This window comes from Glycomyces salinus, from assembly GCF_016428645.1.
Lineage (GTDB): Bacteria > Actinomycetota > Actinomycetes > Mycobacteriales > Micromonosporaceae > Glycomyces > Glycomyces salinus.
In genome coordinates, this window is sequence record NZ_JAELXW010000106.1 from 17470 (window position 1) to 33756 (window position 16287).

The following is a 16287-nucleotide window of genomic DNA, read 5'->3' on the forward strand; positions in this document are numbered from 1 at the left end:
TGGCGGCTCTCTTTCGTTACTTTCCGAATCCGGCGGTCAGGCCGGAGACCAGTTGTCGGCGGGCGAGGATGTAGGCGGCGAGCATCGGCAGCACCGAGAGCACGACGGCGGCCAGCACGGCCGGGACGTCGACCCCGAACTGCCCCTGGAAGCTCCACAGCGACAAGGGGATGACGCGGGTCTCGGCGCTCTGGGTGAGCACCAGCGGGAACAGGAAGCCGTTCCAGACCTGGAGGGCCTGGTAGACGCCCACGGTCGCCAGCGCCGGGCGCGAGAGCGGCACCACCAGGCGCCGCAGGATCTTCCACTCGGTGGCCCCGTCCATGCGCATCGACTCGAACAGCGCCTCGGGGATCTCCCGCAGGAAGTTGGTCAGGATCAGCAGCGTCAGCGGGATCGCGAACGCGATCGAGGGCAGGATCAGCGCCAGCAGCGTGTCGTACAGCCCCATCTGGACGATCAGGTAGTAGACCGGGATGATCGCCGCCTGGATCGGGATGGCGATGCCCAGCAGCGCGACCCGGAACAGGTTGCGGCCGAACCGGTTCCGGTTGCGCACCACGACGTAGGCGGCCATGAGCGACACGGCCAGGGTCACCGCGACCGCGCAGGCGGTCACCACGACGCTGTTGAGGAAGAACCGGACGAAGTCGTTCTCCAGCACGCGCACATACGCGTCGAGCGTGGCGTTGGAGGGCCACGACAGCGGGTTCTCCGAGTAGTAGTCCTCGCGCGGGCGCAGACTGGTGATGAAGATGTAGTAGATCGGCAGGATGATGACGGCCAACCACAGCCAGCCGCCGATCGCACCGAGGATGTTGGGCCGGGTTTCGGCGCTCTTTCGGGCCATCACGATCCCTCCGACTGGCTGTCCATGCGGCTGGCGCCGGTGATCCGGTTGAGTCCGAGCGACACGGCCAGTCCGACCGCGACCAGGACGACGGCCAGGACGCTGGCCTTGCCCATGTCGTAGGAGCGGAAGCCGGTCAGGTACATGTCGAGCGGCAGCACCCGGGTGGCGTTGCCGGGTCCGCCGCCGGTGAGCACGAAGATCAGGTCGAAGTAGGTCAGCGACCCGACGGTCATGAGCGTCGTGGAGGTGACGATCGTGTACTTCAGCATCGGCAGCGTGATCCGGAAGAACTGCGAGGCCGGTCCGGCGCCGTCCATGCGGGCCGCCTCGTACAGCTCCCTGGGGATCTGGCGGGTTCCGGCCTGGTAGATCAGGGTGTGGAACGGGATGAACGACCAGCCGATCACGAACACCACGACGTACAGCGCCAATTCGGGGTCGCCGAGCCAGTTCTGGGAGAGCCAGTCGGCGTCCAGGGCGGTGCCGACGCCGAAGTTCGGGTCGAGCAGCGCGGTGAACGTGATGGCCACGGCCGCCGAGCTGAACAGCAGCGGCAGGAAGAACAGGGTGGCCAGCAGCGCCCGGTAGCGCTGCCGCCCGGCCAGGAACACGCCCAGCAGGAGGCTGACCGGCGCCTGGAACAGCACGCACAGCACCGTCAGCTTGATCGTCAGCCACAGCGCGTTGCGGGAGACCGGGTCGGAGGCGGCCTCGGTCCAGTTGTCGAATCCGGCCCACGACAGCGACCCGAGGCCGTCCCAGTCCACGAAGGACAAGGCGACGACGCCGAACAGCGGGACGATCGCGAAGACACCGAAGATGATCAGGGCCGGGGCGGCCATCCACGGACTGGGCCCTGCGGGGCGCGCGCTCCGGTTACGCGCGCCCCGCGAGGCGGTCTTGGCGGCGATGGTCACAGCGTGGCGTCCATCGCGGAGCAGAACTGGTCGGCGTCGATGTCGCCGAGGAACAGCTGGCTGAGGTTGTTGAGCAGCTCCTGCGCCTGATCGGAGGGGATCGCCTGGTCCCAGGACAGCTGGAAGTTGGCCGCGTCGCGGACCATCTCGTAGTTCAGCGACAGGAAGTCGGCGTTCTCGGCCTCGGCGATGCGGTCCTCGAGCCCGATCACCGGCGGGACGGCGCCGATCGACAGCAGGGAGTCGATGTGCTCGTCGTCGTAGACCGCCTCGGACAGGTAGGCGGTGGCCGCCTCGCGGGCCTCCTCGGAGCCATCGGCCGAGACCGACCAGAAGTTGGCCGGGTTGCCCACGATGTTCGAGGGGTCGCCTGCGCCGCCGTCGACCTGCGGGAACGGCCCGTACGCGAGGCCGCCGCCGGAGACGAGCTCGGGGGCGTCGGTGATGAAGTCGGGGTAGATCCACGAGCCCTGGAGGATCATGCCGGACTTGCCGGTGTAGACCAGGGCCTGGTCGGCCCCGGCGTCGGCCACCACGGAGGCGAAGCTGTCGCCGAAGCCTCCGGCGTCGACCAGCTCGGTGATCATCCCGGCCGCGGTGACCATGTCCGGGTGGGTCCAGGCCCCGGCCTCGCCGGCGACGACGCGGTTGAACGCCTCGGGTCCGCCGACTCGCTCGGCCAGGTAGGAGATCCACATCAGCTCGGGCCAGACGCTCTGCCCGGCCAGGGCGATCGGGGCGTCGATCCCGTTCGACTTGAGGGCGTCGACGGCGGACAGCAGGTCGTCCCAGGTCTCGGGGACCTGCGTGCCGGCGGCGTCGAGGACGTCGTTGTTGTAGTACATCAGCACCGGCTGGGACTGGTTGTTGGGGACGGCGTAGACCTGGCCGTCGATGGTGCCGGTGGCGGCGACCGAGGGCAGGACGCGCTCGACCAGGTCGGCGGTGGACTCGGTCAGGTCCTCGACGTAGCCGTTCTCGACGTAGTCGGCCAGGGTCGCCCCGGCCCAGCCGAAGATCAGCGTGGGCGCGTTGCCGGAGCCGATCGCGGTGCGGATCTTCTCCTTGTAGGCGTCGTTGGCGAAGTACTCGGCGGTGATCTCCTGGTCGGAGTGGTCGGCGTTCCAGGAGTCGAAGGACTGGCGGAAGGCTTCCTCGGATCCGCCGGTCAGGGCCCAGGCGGTGGCGCCGTCGGCGCCGGAGCCGCCGGGCCGGTTGCCGCAGCCGGCGGCGAGGAGCGGTGCGGCGACGCCGAACGCCATGAGGCTCCGGCGGCGAGGTGCAAGCTTCATTGCTCGATTCCCTTCTCCGGGTGTCCCGGATACGCTGATTATGGAAACAGTTTCTATAATGTTTCTCAGTGTTTCGAACGTACGCCCCGTTCAGCGGTGCGTCAAGTCACGAAAACATAAACACCTGATACCCAGAGAGGGCGCGAGGGGCCACAGTTCCACCACCCCTTAGAAACTTTTTCTCCCATTGGCTAGAATGATGACCTCACGGCACGACGAGGAGCACTCGATGACCAGAACGGCAGAACCCAGGGCGACGTTGGCCGAAGTGGCCCGGCGAGCCGGGGTCTCCAAGGCCACCGCGTCCAAAGTGCTCAACGGCCGCCCCGGCGTGTCGGCCGAGACCCGGCAGCAGGTGCGGCAGGCGATCGAGGAGCTCGGCTACTCGCCCACGACCGGCTCCAGGGAGGGCTCGGCCCGCGGCGCCATCCACGTCGTGTTCGACACGATCGTCCACATGTACTCGCTGTACATACTCGACGGCGTGCTCGCCGGCGGCCGCGACCTCGGCGTCGACGTCGTCACCAGCGCCGTCTCCTCCGAGGGCAAGGTCCCCGACATCTCTCTGGGCATCGACCGCATCAAGCAGATCGCCGCGCGCGGCCAGACCGGCCTGATCGTCGTCACCACGCAGCTGACCGGCGCCGAGATCGCCGAATGCGAGCGCGCGGGCCTGCCGCTGGTCGTCATCGACCCGATGAACCCCCTCGACGACCGCGTCACCAGCATCGGCTCCACCAACTGGGCCGGCGGCGTCCAGGCAACCCGGCACCTGCTCGACCTGGGCCACACCAGGATCGCGTTCGTCGGCGGACCCGAGCACTCCGTGCCGGGCCGCGAGCGCCTCCACGGCTACCGGGAGGCCCTCGAAGCCGCCGGGATCCAGCCCGACCCGGCCCTGACCAGGAAGGGCGACTTCACCGCCGAGACCGGCGCCGAAGCCGCCGAGTCGCTGTTCTCCGCTCCCGATCCGCCCACGGCCGTCTTCGCCGGCAACGACGTGATCGCCATGGGCGTCATGCGCGTGGCCCGCTCCAGGGGCCTGCGCATCCCCGAGGACCTGAGCGTGGTCGGCTTCGACGACACGTACGGCGCCAAGTGGACCGACCCGCCGCTGACGACGGTGCGCCAGCCGCTGCGGCAGATGGGCCGCGTGGCCGCCCGCACCCTGCTCGAGATCGCCGACGGCAGGGGCCCCGACTCCCACCACGTCCAACTCGCCACCAGCCTCGTCATCCGCGAGAGCACCGCCCGGCGGTCATAGATTCGGTCCATGGGATTTCCTCCGACCGACCGCGTCACGATCGCCGACGGCGGACTGGCCACGGTGCTGGAGGCGCGCGGCCTGGACCTGTCCGACCGGCTGTGGTCGGCGCGCGTCCTGCTCGACGCGCCCGAGGAGATCGGCCGCGTGCACGACGCGTTCTTCGAGGCCGGAGCGCAGGTGGCGACCACGGCCACCTACCAGGCGTCCTTCGGGGCCCTCGCCGAGCGCGGACTCGACCGGGCCGCGGCGGCCCGGCTGCTGCGCCGCGGCGTCGAACTGGCCCGCGAGGCCCGCGACCGGGCCGGCGGCGGCTGGGTGGCCGCCTCGGTCGGGCCGTACGGTGCGGCCCTGGCCGACGGCTCGGAATACCGCGGCCGGTACGGGCTGAGCGCGGCCGATCTGGCAGCGTGGCACCGCCCGCGCGTGGAGGCGCTGGCCGAGGCCGGGCCGGACGTGCTGGCGCTCGAGACGATCCCCGACGTCGAGGAAGCCGAGGCCCTGGTGGGACTGGTCGCCGAGCTGGAGCTCCCGGCCTGGCTCAGCTACACCGTCGCCGGCGGCCGGACCCGCGCCGGGCAGCGGCTGGAGACGGCGTTCTCCCTGGCCGCTGGGGTCGAGCAGATCACGGCGGTGGGGGTCAACTGCTGCTCCCCCGCCGACGTCCCCGGCGCGATCGCGGCCGCCCGCGCCGCGACCGGGAAACCGGCGATCGCCTACCCCAACAGCGGGGAGGGCTGGGACGCGCGGCGGCGCCGCTGGACCGGGCCGAGCCGGTTCGACCCCGACCAGGCGGTCGGCTGGGTCCGGGCCGGGGCGAGCGTGGTCGGCGGCTGCTGCCGGGTCTGCCCGGCCGACATCGCCGCACTGTCGCGGGCCCTCGGCTCCTAGGGCGCGTCGAAGAACAGCATCGGGTTTCGGCCGGAGCCGGAGAGGTCGTCGCTGAAGCCCAGGGACCGGCGGATGCGGTCGAGCTGCCGGTGGATCACCGGCTGCCGCGACGGAGCGGCGGTGAAGTGGCCGATGTGATTGCGGTGCAACCATTTGAGGATCAGGGCGGCCTCGCCGAACGGCCGCGGGCGGTGATGCGCGAAGACGCCGCCGACGCCGACCGGCGTGCCGGGGGCCAGCCTCGCCACCAGGTTCGGCAGGTACCAGCGGGCGAAGCGGGCCGAGGACTCGCCGTCGATGAACAGGTAGCCGATGTGGGGCGGCACGCCGGCGAGCCGGTCCCGGACGTCGCCGACGGACAAACGCCAGCGGTCGGCCGCCAGATCCGGTTGGACAACGTCGTCCAAAGGTTTTGTCCGGTTGAACGAATGCAGCGTTCCGTGGCCGTTGTCGCGCAGCGCCCGCAGCATCCAGGCGGTCGACCATCCGTCGCGGCAGCCGACTTGGACCACATGGGACGGCCGACCGGACCGGATGCGCAGATAGGTCAGTTCGGCCTCGATGTCGTCGAGCCGAGGCCGCAGGGCGGGCGCGGCCCGCAGCAGCGCGGCCTGCTCGCCGCGGGCGCGCCGCAACTGCTCGCCGTAGGTCTCGTAGCGCTCGGCGTGCACCGCGATGGCGTCGATCGCCGCCGTAAGGTGCTCGAAGTCGCGCATGATGTGGCCGCTCATGACTTCGACGCTACGAGCACCGGTTCCGGTGCCGCATCGGCTCGCGGAGCGATATCGGGCCTCATCCCGGCGAGGGAGCGGACCGGGACCGGCATGGTGCGGTCGGCGGAGCCGGCGATGAGCGCCAGGATCAGTCCCGAAAGCGTCACCAGGAGGATCCGCTGCGGGATGCCGCGCCAGTCGCCGCCGTCGGCCAGCCACGGCAGGAACGTGTTGACCGTCGTCGTCAGGAACGTCAGCGCCGAGGCGGCGGTCGCCCACAGCATCCCGGACCGGGCCGCCGGCGACATCCGCGCCTGACCCATCCGGGCCGTGGCGAGCCCGCCGACCAGTGTCAGCAGCACGAACGCAGCCCCGGCGGTGTAGCGGTGGATCTGCGCCTCGACGGTCAGGGCCGTCATGGGCGAACCGGTTCGGAACAGCGCCGCGCCGACCAGCATCACCACCGTCGCCCCGAGCAGGAACCTGATGAAGCCCTCGCGCGGAAGCCCGACGCCGCGCACGGCCAGGACCGCGCAGGCCAGCGCCATGCTGAGCACGCCGAGCGGGAACAGGACGACGCCCGGCCAGGTCAGCGCGTAACTGGAGACGGGGGTGGCCACCGGGTCGACGACATCGGACTGGGTCAGGTGCATGATCGCGAAGCTGACCGCGCCGATCCCGACGCCGGTCCGAGCGGCGACGGTGGCGCCGCGGGTTTCGAACATTGCTCGATTCATGGGCCGAAAGCTATGAGCGCGGTGGGCCCGCGACCTCGCGCCGCGGCGCGGTTCCGGCCCTCATACCCAGGAGTGAGGCGACGCGGCCGAAACCGGCCCGCGGGGTGATGGGACCTGAACGTCGGCCGCATAGCCTGGAACCATGCCGACCGAAGACCGCCGACGACGCCGCCCGGTGCGGCGGTTGCTCAGCTACCTGATCAGCACCGGCCCGGTCGGCGACGGCTCGTGGCGCTGGCGCCTGACCACCGCGCTCGCCTTCATCGGACCGGGCTCGGTCCCGTTCGCACTGGTGCTGCTCGCCGGGCACGCGGAAACGCTGCGCGCCGAGTTCGGCACCGGCTGGGGCGTCATTCCCGCGGCGCTGGCCAGCGGGGCCATCGTCCTGGCCCGGTTCAGGCCGGTCACGGCATGGACGATGGCGATGGTCGCGCTGGTACTGATCACGCTCGGCACGCGCCAGATCGTCAGCACGGCGTGGCCGGTCACGGAACCGCTGCTGTTCACCCTGATCATCGTGCAGTTCGCCGTCGCCCGCGAGCGGCGGGTCTGGGTCTCCGTCTGCACGGTCCTCAGCTACATGGTCATCGGCGGGATGGCGGCCTGGGCATACGACTCGGGGAGGCTCGCCGCCCGGCTCGCCATCGGATTCGTCACCGACGACTTCACGGCCTCGGACAACGTCACCCTGATGCTGACGTACCTCGCGGTCGCGTTCCTGGCCGGCCTGCTGGTGCGGGTCTGGCGTCAGGGCCGGGCCCGCGTGGCCGAGGAGGAGCAGGTCGCCGAGGCCGAGCGCGGCCGGAGGCGGATGCTCGAGGAGCGGACCAGGATCGCCCGCGAGCTGCACGACATCGTCGCCCACCACATGTCGGTGATCGCGGTGCAGTCCTCGACCGCCGAGTACCGCTTGACCAGCCTCAGCGAGGAGACCAAGACGGAGTTCCGCTCGATCGGCGAGCAGGCGCGCGACTCGCTGTCCGAGATGCGGCGGCTGCTGGGGGTGCTGCGCGGCGACGAGGAGACGGGTCCGCGCTCGCCGATGCCCGGCCCCGAGTCCCTCGACGCGCTGGTCGAATCGGTCGACCGGGCCGGTACGCCGACCACGCTCACCGTCGGAGGACTGCCGGACGACCTGCCGGAGACGTTGGCGTTGACTGTCTACCGCGTCGTCCAGGAGGCACTGAGCAATGTGGTGCGGCACGCCAACGGGGCGAGCACCCAGGTGGAGGTCGGGCACCGGGAAGGGACGGTCGAGGTTACCGTGGTCAATGCCGCGCCGACCTCCGGCGCGGCCCCACCGGAGCCTCAAGGGGCCGGACTCGGGCTGGTGGGCATGCGCGAGCGCGTCGCCATTCTCGGCGGCGAGCTGGAGGCCGGACCGACCGGGGAGGGCGGATTCCGGGTCCGGGCCGCGCTGCCGATCGGCGACCGCGACACCGCACAGGAGCAGGCACAGTGACGATCCGGGTTCTCATCGCCGACGACCAGGCCATGGTGCGCGCCGGCTTCGCCGCGCTGCTGTCGGCCCAGCCCGACATCGAGGTCGTCGGCGACGCCAACGACGGGGTGGAAGCGGTCACCAGGACCGCCGAGCTGCGTCCCGACGTGGTGCTGATGGACGTCCGGATGCCCAATCTCGACGGACTGGGGGCGGCCAAGCGCATCCTCTCGGCCCCGGTCGAGCGGCGTCCGCGCGTGCTCATGCTGACCACGTTCGACATCGACGACTACGTGTACGAGGCGCTGCGCATGGGCGCCAGCGGATTCCTGCTCAAGGACGCCCCGCCGGACGACCTGATCTCGGCGGTCAGGATCGTGGCCGAAGGGGAGGCGCTGCTGGCGCCGTCGGTGACCAGGCGCCTGATCGAGGAGTTCTTCAGCGCCAGGCAGCAGCGGCTGGTGCGGTCCTCGGAGCTGGACGCGCTGACCGACCGGGAGGAGGAGGTGCTCCGCCTGATCGCGCGCGGGATGTCGAACACGGAGATCGCCGCCGAGCTCTACGTGTCCGAGCAGACGGTGAAGACCCACGTGGGGAAGATCTTCGCGAAGCTGGGGCTGCGCGACCGCGCGCAGGCGGTGATCTGCGCCTACGAGACGGGCCTGGTGACCGCCGGAGATCCGCGAAGCGAAGGCTGAAGCCCCGGAGAAGCAGACCCAGTCCCACCACCCCGAGCCCCACCCGACCTCCGATCAGAAGGGATCATTCCGTTCTGGTATTATCGGAATACAACGTTCCGCTAGACCGAACCGAGGAGTACACCATGACCGTTCTCGTCACCGGCGCCACCGGCACCGTCGGCAGCAACGTGATCCGACAGCTCAAGCGGCTCGACCCCGAGATCGCGATCCGCGCCCTCAGCCGCAACCGTGAGGCGCGGCTGCCCGAGGGCGTCGAACTCGCCATAGGCGACCTGGCCGAGCCCGAGAGCCTCGACGGGGCCTTCGACGGCGTCGAGGCCGTCCACTTCATCAACTTCGCCGGCGACCAGTACGCGCCGCTGGAGAACGCCGCCGAGGTCGTCGCACTCGCCGAGCGCGCCGGAGTCAAGCGCGCCACCGTCCTCGGCGGACGCGCCGACGGCGAACTCGAGCGGGCCCTCGGCGCCGGCTCGATCGAGACCACACTCCTGCACCCGGTCGAGTTCATGTCGAACACGGCCATGTGGTGGGCCGGGCCCGTCAAGGCCGAAGGGGTCATCCGCGAGCCGTTCGGCGACCGGGTCAGCGCGATGATCCACCCCGCCGACATCGGCGCGGTGGCCGCCAAGGTGCTCACCGAAAGCGGGCACGGCGGCGAGGCGTACCTGCTGACGGGCCCCGAGGCGGTGGCACTCCCGGACAAGGTCAGGATCCTCGGCGAGGCGATCGGGCGCGAACTGGAGTTCATCGAGCTCACCGTCGGAGAGGCCGAGTCGCGGTGGGCGCGTCAGGGCATGGGCGAGGACATGATCGCCTTTCTCATCGAGGCCCTGGGCGACACGCCCGAAGAGGGCAGGACCGTGGTGGACACGGTCGAGCGGATAACCGGCCGCCCCGCCCGCACCTTCGCCGACTGGGCGGTCGAGAACGCGGAGCTCTTCACGTAGGAGACGAGACCCCGCGCTTCCCCGATCCCGGACCGGAGTTTGCCGCCGAACCGACACCGGGCGTTCTGGCCCCCACCCTGATCGGACAAAATCGGCGCCGCTCCGCTCTCGACACACGCGCCACTCAGCTGCACCGATTTATGCGGATAATTCGTTGAATCCCATACCGATTCATACTTTGGTAACAACGAGTGACTTCGTAGGATATTCACTGAATTATTGAAGTTTATCTACATCTTCAAGTTCGGGTGATTTCCCTCTAATCTCCACATATGACGTTGCTCACAAGCGCACGTCATGGGCTTCTACCCCCCGGTAGTTGCCTCATGCCCTCACCCGAAAGGCACTGAGATGAAACGCCAACGCGCACTGGCGATAACCGCCGCAAGCGCAATCGCAACCTCCTTCGCGCTCGCGCTCACCTCGTCGGCGGCCTCGGCCGACCCGCTCGAGCTGAAAGCCGACGAGGCCCGCTCCGACCTGCTCGGAAGCATCGACCCGGCGATGGTCGAGGAGATGTCGAAGACGTTCGACCTGACCGCCACCGAGGTCTACGACCGCCTCGCGGTCGAGGCCGTCGCCTCGGACCTGCTCGAGGACTTGCCGGCCGAGTTCTCCGACAGCTACGCCGGCCTGTGGGTCTCCGAGGACGCCGAGGAGATCATGGTCGCCACCACCTCCGCGGCCGATGCCGACGAGCTGAAGACCGAAGGGGCGACCCCGGTCCTGGTCGAGAACGACCTGTCCGAGCTCAAGGCCGTCACCGAGTCCTTCGGCGAGGTCCGTGACACCAAGGTCTACGGCTACTACATCGACCTCGAGTCCAACAACGTCGTGATCGAGGCCGCCGAGACCGCGGCCGCGACCGACCTGGTCGAGGCCGCCGGCGTCGACAGCGACATGATCGAGATCGACACCACCGCCGAAGCGCCCGAACCCTACTACGTGCGCGGCGGCGACGCCTACATCGTCAACAACTCCTGGCGCTGCTCGGTCGGCTTCGCCGTCACCCGAGGTTCCACCAAGGGCTTCGTGACCGCCGGCCACTGCGGTTCCTCCGGTGACTCGCTCACCAGCGGCCAGGCCGCGCCCGGCACGTTCCAGCAGTCAGTGTTCCCCGGTAGCGACGGCGCCTGGGTCGCCGTCGGTTCGGGCGAGACCCTCTACAACACCGTGAACATGTACAACGGTTCGCGTTCCGTCTACAACTCCAACCGGGCCGCCGTCGGATCCTCGATCTGCCGGTCCGGCTCGACCACCGGATGGCACTGCGGCACCGTGCAGGCGTTCAACCAGTCCGTGTACTACGCCGAGGGCGCCGTCCACGGGCTGACCCGCACCAGCGTCTGCGCCGAGCCCGGCGACTCGGGCGGCTCGTTCATCACCGGCAACAGCGCTCAGGGCGTGACCTCCGGCGGTTCGGGCAACTGCAGCTGGGGTGGAACGACCTACTTCCAGCCGATCAATCCGATGCTCAACGCCTGGGGTCTGACGCTGTACACCGGTTAGGCCGGGAATCCCCATCGATCACTGCCGACCCGCAAGGGTGCGGGTGGAGTCGGGTCCGACTCCACCCGCACCGGGTGCCGCGGCGGCCAAGGCGGTGGCGGCCATAGTCCACTTCGGGCGCATACGGATGAATCGGGTCGCACAAGTCAGAATGTCGTCAATGTGTGAATCCTCAGTGAACCGCATTGGTCCTCTGGGCTGCTCGGCTGACAATTCTCAGGCCGGTTCGGCCTTCCACCGCACCTCGGCGCCGACCCAGTCGGCGGCCAGGTCGACGGCCGCGCGGAGCAGGTCGCGGTCGGCTCGGGAGTCGTCCCATTCGCAGGCTTCGACGACGAGTTCGCCGTTGTTGCGGCGCAGCGCGACCCGGCCCGGGATGTCGTCGCCGGCGATGATCGGCAGGCAGTAGTAGCCGAAGGTCCGCTTCGCCTCTGGGACGTAGATCTCGATCTTCCAGTCGTGGCCCCACAGCCGCTGCATGCGTTCGCGCAGCCACACGAGCTGGTCGAACATGGACACCGCGACCGGCCGGGCGGCCCCGGGCAGTCGGGTGCGCTTCAGATCGGGGTCGATCCAGGCCCGGCCCCGCCAGCCCTCGACCTTGACCTGCTCGATCTCCATCTCCCGCAGGGTGCGTTCGGTGGCGGCGACCTTGATGCGGAAGTAGTCGGCGATGTCCTTGGTGGTGGCGACGCCGAGGTTGCGCAGGGCGGTGCCGACCTGGTGCCGCAGGCACGCCTCGTCGTCGGCGTCCCACAGGTGCTGGGAGGGGATCGCCTTGTCGACGGTCTGGTAGACCCGCTTGAAGCCGGTGCGGTGCGTGCAGGCCAGTTCGCCGGTGAGCATCATCTGCTCGGCGGCGTGCTTGTGGTCGGTGCGCAGGTTCCAGCTGTCGCCCATGTTCTTGACCGGGGCGTCGCCGCGGTGCATCGCGCCGGAGGGGAAATGCGAGACGGTCACCGACCCGTGCTCGTCGAGCAGCCGCAGCACGTCCCGCCGGATGCTCTCGGGGATCGGCCGGAACTGGTACTCCTCGCGCCACCAGCGGCGCCGCCGGGCGTGGTAGGGCCAGGCCGAGACCGGAATCAGGGACATGGCGTGAGCCCAGCCCTCGAAGGCCACGGGCGTGCGCCGCCGCTCCAGGCTCCGCCCGACCTCGTCGAGTCCGAGGCCCCTGGCCAGCAGGGTCAACTCGTGGGCGCGCCTGACCGCCGAGATGGTGTCGAGCTGTACGCAGCCGAGCCGCTCCAGGACGGTTCGGTACCGGCTGGAGCGTGGCCGCAACTGCGCGGCGACGGCGATGCGTCGGGCCTGGGCGAGGCTGAGCGTCTCTGGCACTGTCGGTTCCTTCCGCGCTGGGATGCGGGTCAGACGGTACCGGAGGGGTCCGACAAGGCCGCTCAGACGACGGCGACGGTCCCGGTCTCGGCGCGCGGGTCGGCCGCGCCGCCGGCCCGGCCGTCGGGGTCGACCTCGATGAGGTGGGCGTGCCCGAAGGTGCCGGCGTTCCGGTCGGCGATCCGGTGGCCCCGATCGGCCAGTCCCCGCCGCCAGGCGTCCGGGGATCCCCGCTCCAGTTCGACGTCGAACTCGTAGGGGCCGGCCCAGGTGCCGAAACCGTTGGGGCCGGAGTGGAGGCACCAGCGGGGCGCCGCGACCGCTTCTGTCACCGACTGGCCCGAGCGCAGGACGCGGGACAGCAGTTGGGTGAGGATCTGCGGCTGCGAGTCGCCTCCCATGGTGCCGGCGACCAGACGCAGCGAGCCGTCGCCGCGCGTGACCAGGGCGGGCACGAGGGTGTGCGGGGGCCGCCGCCCGGGCCCGTACTCGGCCGGGTGCCCGGCGGTGAGGTTGAAGCCGACGCCGCGGTTCTGCAGGCCGATGCCGGTGCGCGGCTCGAACAGTCCGGTGCCGAACCCGGCGGCGTTGGACTGGATGTAGGAGACGCCCCAGCCGTCGCGGTCGAGGACGGCCATGTAGGTGGTGCCGCCGCCGCAGTGGCTCTCGGGCAGGTCGGCGCGCCGCTCGGGGTCGATGCGGGCGGCCCGTTCGGCGGCCGAGGCGAGCAGGTCGGTGACGTCGGCGTCCTCGCTGAGCCGTTCGGGCCGGTCGTGCCCGGCCTGGCGGGAGGCCTCGACCAGGTAGTGCGCCCACATGGCTTGGTCGGAATCGGCCGGAGGGTCGAGCCGGTCGGCGATGGCCAGGGACAGCAGCAGGAGGTAGCCCTGGGAGTTCGGGGCGGCGGTCCACACGCGGTGCCCGAGGGCGTCGATCGACAGCGGTCCGGCCCAGTCGGCCTGCGGTGCTTCGAGGTCGGCTCCGTCGAACAGGCCCCGGCCCATTTCGATCAGGCCGCGGCCGAAATCGCCGAGGTAGAACCCGTCGCGGCCGTCGGCGGCGATCGCACGCAGGGCGGCGGCGGTGCGGGCGCGCGTCACCGTCTGCCCGGGGACGAGACCGGTGAGGTCCTCGGCGCCTTCGACGCCATCGAGGGTGGCGCCGGCTCGGGCGAGCATGGCGGTGGCCGGCCAGCCTTCGGCCGCGAGCTCGATCGCGGGGGTGAGCAGCTCGGCCATGGGGCGGGTTCCGTAGCGGTCGTGGAGGGTGAACCAGCCGTCGACGCACCCGGGGACGGGGGTCGAGCGGACATCGCCTCTGAAGGGCATGTCCCGGTGGCCCTCGGCGCGCAGCTGTTCGGGGTCGGCCCCGGATCCGGCGCGGCCGGAGGCGTTCAGGCTCGCCGGGGTCTGATCGCCGGGCCGGTGGACGAGTGCGAACAAGTCGCCGCCCAGTCCGCACAGGTGCGGCGCGACCACGGTCAGCACGGCGCCCGCCGCGATCGCCGCGTCGACGGCGTTGCCTCCGGCGGCCAGCACCGACCGTCCGGCTTCGCTGGCGCGGGGGTCGACTGAACAGACCACGCCCTGGTTGACCACTGGAGCCTCCGATGCGTCTAATCGGCCTCGAAGCCTACCTTGCCGCGCGGCTAGTTGCGAGACACGCGGAGCCACGCCTGCGGGGTGCCCTCGCAATGTCGGGTCGGGGTGTAACGATTCGGTGTGAGGGGCGATAGTGCCGCCGCTCACGAGGGGTGCTTTCGGCGCTGGGGAGACCTAGCATAGAGGCGGACCGCGTCCACCTGTACGGCAAAGTCTCTTGTACGGTGGAGGACAGCGGTGGGGACGAGAAGAAAGATCGGAACTGGTTATGGAAGAGCCAACAGAGCCTGCGGATAGCGCCGGCCCGATCTCATCAACCGTACGCCGTTGGCGTCGTTTGGCCGTGCGGCACAACCTGCAATGGAATGAGCTGCTGCTAATAGCGCTCAACCTTTACGGTTTGCGCGGCAATGACACCGAGGGAATGCGACTGCGCATCAATTCAGAGAACCAAGAGTTCATGATGGTGCTGCCCGCGGATCGGACTACTTCGCCGTTCAGTTTGCGAGCTCAGGTGGACCGCTCATCCCCGCAGCACGGCCTGACCGAGCTGTGCGTCGACGGCACGCCGGTGGTAGAGATCATCGAGGCCGAACCGGGTGAGGAGGTGCGCGGATACCTGCGCGCCGACGGTACCGCCGCGACCGTGATCTTCCAGGAGGGAACCGATTCGGCCGAGCTCACCAAGAGCTACCGGGACCTGTTGCAGGCATTGGCCTCGGACCTGGCCGACGACGGCACTGCCCACCAGATCAAAGAGGTGATGCTCTCGGCGGGCCAGGCCCACGACGAGGCCGTCGTCGTCGAGCATCTGGTGGCGGTGCGTGAGGCGATGTCGGCCGAGGGCCTGCCGCAGGAGACCACGCTCGGAGTGCTGACTTCGGCACTGCACACGCAGGAGGCGTTCGCCGAACTCGCCGAGAACGTCGGCCCGATCCTGCTGTTCTTGACCACGGAGTCGTTCGCGGAGGACTCGGAGGGCGAAGCGGCCCAACCGGAAGAGCTCGCCCAGGTCCTGTCTGCCGCCAGAGCGGCCGGACACCGGACGTCGTTCACCTACACGGTGGGCGCTGACCCGCTCGACGAGATGCGGGCATGGCTGCTGCCGCTGGCCGAGCAGACGACGGTGTGGCCGTCGCTGACGATCCTCCCGGCAGAGACCCCGGTGGACGACTCGCAGCACATCGCGGCCCCGGACGAAAGGCTCGACTTCTTCTTGGAGGCCAGGAGCCTACTGGAGCAGATCTTCGCCCCGACCGAACTGCGCCCGGAACCATGGCGCTGCTACCGGGGCCTGTGGTACCGCGAGCACGCGGGCGAACCCCTTGAGGGCCCTTACGTGTAGACCTGAACGCAAGAAAGCCCGCAGCCGTAAGGCTGCGGGCTTTCTTGTCAGTCGAGAGCGATCGCTCCGATGGTCTGGCCGGCGAATTCCTCACCGGTCAGCTCGAACCCCATTCGACGGTAGAAGTCTTCGGGACCGTTCGCACCGGGCTTCCACATCACGGTGGCTCGGTTCGACCCGCGCCGCCGTGCTTCGGCGAGCACCGCCTCGACGGCGAAACGGCCATAGCCGGCCCGCTGATGCCGAGCATCGACATTCAGCCGCCAGATGCCGCAGCGGAAGAACTCGATCTCGGCTTCCGGATCGAATCCCCCCATCACGAAGGCAACCGGCTCGTCACCGGCGTACACCAGGCGCGGCCACGCGGTCGCGTAGGAGGCGTAAGCCTCGGCCAGCGAGTCCGCCACCGGTGCCACGAACGCCTCTTGTTCCGGGGCGACTTTGATTCGGCAGGCCGTGGTGACGTTTTCCGGTGTAACGGCCTCAAGTCTGGGTGCATTATCCATGCCTTCAAGCTATCTTCCGAGTCCGACAATCCGGCCCCGATGATCCTGAACAATGCGTTCAGGGGCCAGTATGGGCCCGATCGGCTACGTGAAGCCCAGACCGATAATGCGAAATGCCGGATCGTGTCGTGTGGGGACATGCGGATACAGCTGCGGCCCGCCGGATATCCGGCGGGCCGCAGCTTCTCTCAATGTTTAATGTTTGGCGGTGTCCTGCTCTCCCACACCCTCG

At 69.7% G+C, this 16287-nt stretch carries 16 protein-coding genes; 8 read left to right on the forward strand and 8 right to left on the reverse strand.

Translation table 11 applies throughout. The features are described 5' to 3' along the window. Positions 1 to 16: 16 nt before the first annotated feature. The 3 genes from JFB92_RS21030 to JFB92_RS21040 form a co-directional block, all read right to left on the reverse strand. Positions 17 to 850: a carbohydrate ABC transporter permease gene (locus JFB92_RS21030; RefSeq protein WP_199043228.1), complete on the reverse strand. Its 834-nt coding sequence runs from the start codon at positions 848 to 850 to the stop codon at positions 17 to 19. Then, positions 850 to 1695, reverse strand: coding sequence for a carbohydrate ABC transporter permease (locus JFB92_RS21035; RefSeq protein ID WP_199043230.1), 846 nt, complete (start codon positions 1693 to 1695; stop codon positions 850 to 852). The genes JFB92_RS21030 and JFB92_RS21035 overlap by 1 nt, the downstream gene beginning before the upstream one ends. Before the next feature lie 71 nt (positions 1696 to 1766). After that, entirely contained in the window at positions 1767 to 3062 is a 1296-nt protein-coding gene (locus JFB92_RS21040) for an ABC transporter substrate-binding protein (RefSeq protein ID WP_199043232.1), read from the reverse strand. A gap of 229 nt (positions 3063 to 3291) precedes the next feature. Here JFB92_RS21040 and JFB92_RS21045 point away from each other — a divergent pair, with 229 nt between their 5' ends. Next, positions 3292 to 4326 carry a LacI family DNA-binding transcriptional regulator gene (locus tag JFB92_RS21045; protein ID WP_199043234.1) on the forward strand — a complete coding sequence of 345 codons (1035 nt, stop codon included), beginning with the start codon at positions 3292 to 3294 and terminating at the stop codon, positions 4324 to 4326. Positions 4327 to 4335: 9 nt separating this feature from the next. Further along, entirely contained in the window at positions 4336 to 5217 is an 882-nt protein-coding gene (mmuM, locus tag JFB92_RS21050) for a homocysteine S-methyltransferase (protein ID WP_199043238.1), read from the forward strand. Here mmuM and JFB92_RS21055 read toward each other — a convergent pair. Next, the gene (locus JFB92_RS21055; RefSeq protein WP_199043239.1) at positions 5214 to 5948 is read right to left on the reverse strand and encodes a class I SAM-dependent methyltransferase; all 735 of its coding nucleotides are present in this window, start codon (positions 5946 to 5948) and stop codon (positions 5214 to 5216) included. The two genes, mmuM and JFB92_RS21055, sit on opposite strands and share 4 nt — an antisense overlap. Continuing rightward, on the reverse strand, positions 5945 to 6667 hold the full coding sequence (locus tag JFB92_RS21060) for a DUF998 domain-containing protein (RefSeq protein WP_199043247.1): 723 nt from the start codon (positions 6665 to 6667) through the stop codon (positions 5945 to 5947). Before JFB92_RS21060 ends, JFB92_RS21055 begins: the two co-directional genes overlap by 4 nt. Before the next feature lie 142 nt (positions 6668 to 6809). On the opposite strand from JFB92_RS21060, the gene JFB92_RS21065 reads away from it, so the two are divergent. From JFB92_RS21065 to JFB92_RS21080, 4 genes are all read left to right on the forward strand, one after another. Beyond that, positions 6810 to 8129 carry a sensor histidine kinase gene (locus JFB92_RS21065; RefSeq protein ID WP_199043249.1) on the forward strand — a complete coding sequence of 440 codons (1320 nt, stop codon included), beginning with the start codon at positions 6810 to 6812 and terminating at the stop codon, positions 8127 to 8129. Continuing rightward, the gene (locus tag JFB92_RS21070) at positions 8126 to 8806 is read left to right on the forward strand and encodes a response regulator (protein ID WP_199043251.1); all 681 of its coding nucleotides are present in this window, start codon (positions 8126 to 8128) and stop codon (positions 8804 to 8806) included. Before JFB92_RS21065 ends, JFB92_RS21070 begins: the two co-directional genes overlap by 4 nt. A gap of 125 nt (positions 8807 to 8931) precedes the next feature. Beyond that, positions 8932 to 9756, forward strand: coding sequence for an NmrA family NAD(P)-binding protein (locus JFB92_RS21075; protein ID WP_199043253.1), 825 nt, complete (start codon positions 8932 to 8934; stop codon positions 9754 to 9756). A 351-nt stretch (positions 9757 to 10107) separates the two neighbouring features. Further along, positions 10108 to 11265: a S1 family peptidase gene (locus JFB92_RS21080; RefSeq protein ID WP_199043259.1), complete on the forward strand. Its 1158-nt coding sequence runs from the start codon at positions 10108 to 10110 to the stop codon at positions 11263 to 11265. A gap of 216 nt (positions 11266 to 11481) precedes the next feature. Here JFB92_RS21080 and JFB92_RS21085 read toward each other — a convergent pair whose 3' ends face one another. Both JFB92_RS21085 and JFB92_RS21090 read right to left on the reverse strand, forming a co-directional pair. Next, entirely contained in the window at positions 11482 to 12603 is a 1122-nt protein-coding gene (locus JFB92_RS21085) for a DNA glycosylase AlkZ-like family protein (RefSeq protein ID WP_199043260.1), read from the reverse strand. Positions 12604 to 12665: 62 nt separating this feature from the next. Continuing rightward, complete coding sequence (locus JFB92_RS21090; RefSeq protein ID WP_199043262.1) at positions 12666 to 14201, reverse strand: gamma-glutamyltransferase family protein; 1536 nt, start codon at positions 14199 to 14201, stop codon at positions 12666 to 12668. A 517-nt stretch (positions 14202 to 14718) separates the two neighbouring features. Here JFB92_RS21090 and JFB92_RS21095 point away from each other — a divergent pair. Next, a complete protein-coding gene (locus tag JFB92_RS21095) occupies positions 14719 to 15549 on the forward strand; it encodes a hypothetical protein (RefSeq protein ID WP_199043264.1) in 831 nt (276 codons plus the stop codon). 47 nt (positions 15550 to 15596) lie between these two features. Here the strand turns inward: JFB92_RS21095 and JFB92_RS21100 are convergent, their stop codons facing one another. Further along, positions 15597 to 16055, reverse strand: a complete 459-nt coding sequence (locus JFB92_RS21100) for a GNAT family N-acetyltransferase (protein WP_199043266.1) — start codon at positions 16053 to 16055, stop codon at positions 15597 to 15599. Positions 16056 to 16094: 39 nt separating this feature from the next. Between JFB92_RS21100 and JFB92_RS25815 the strand changes: the two genes are divergently transcribed. Next, on the forward strand, positions 16095 to 16287 hold a 193-nt coding region (locus JFB92_RS25815; RefSeq protein WP_233163602.1), incomplete at its 3' end, for a hypothetical protein.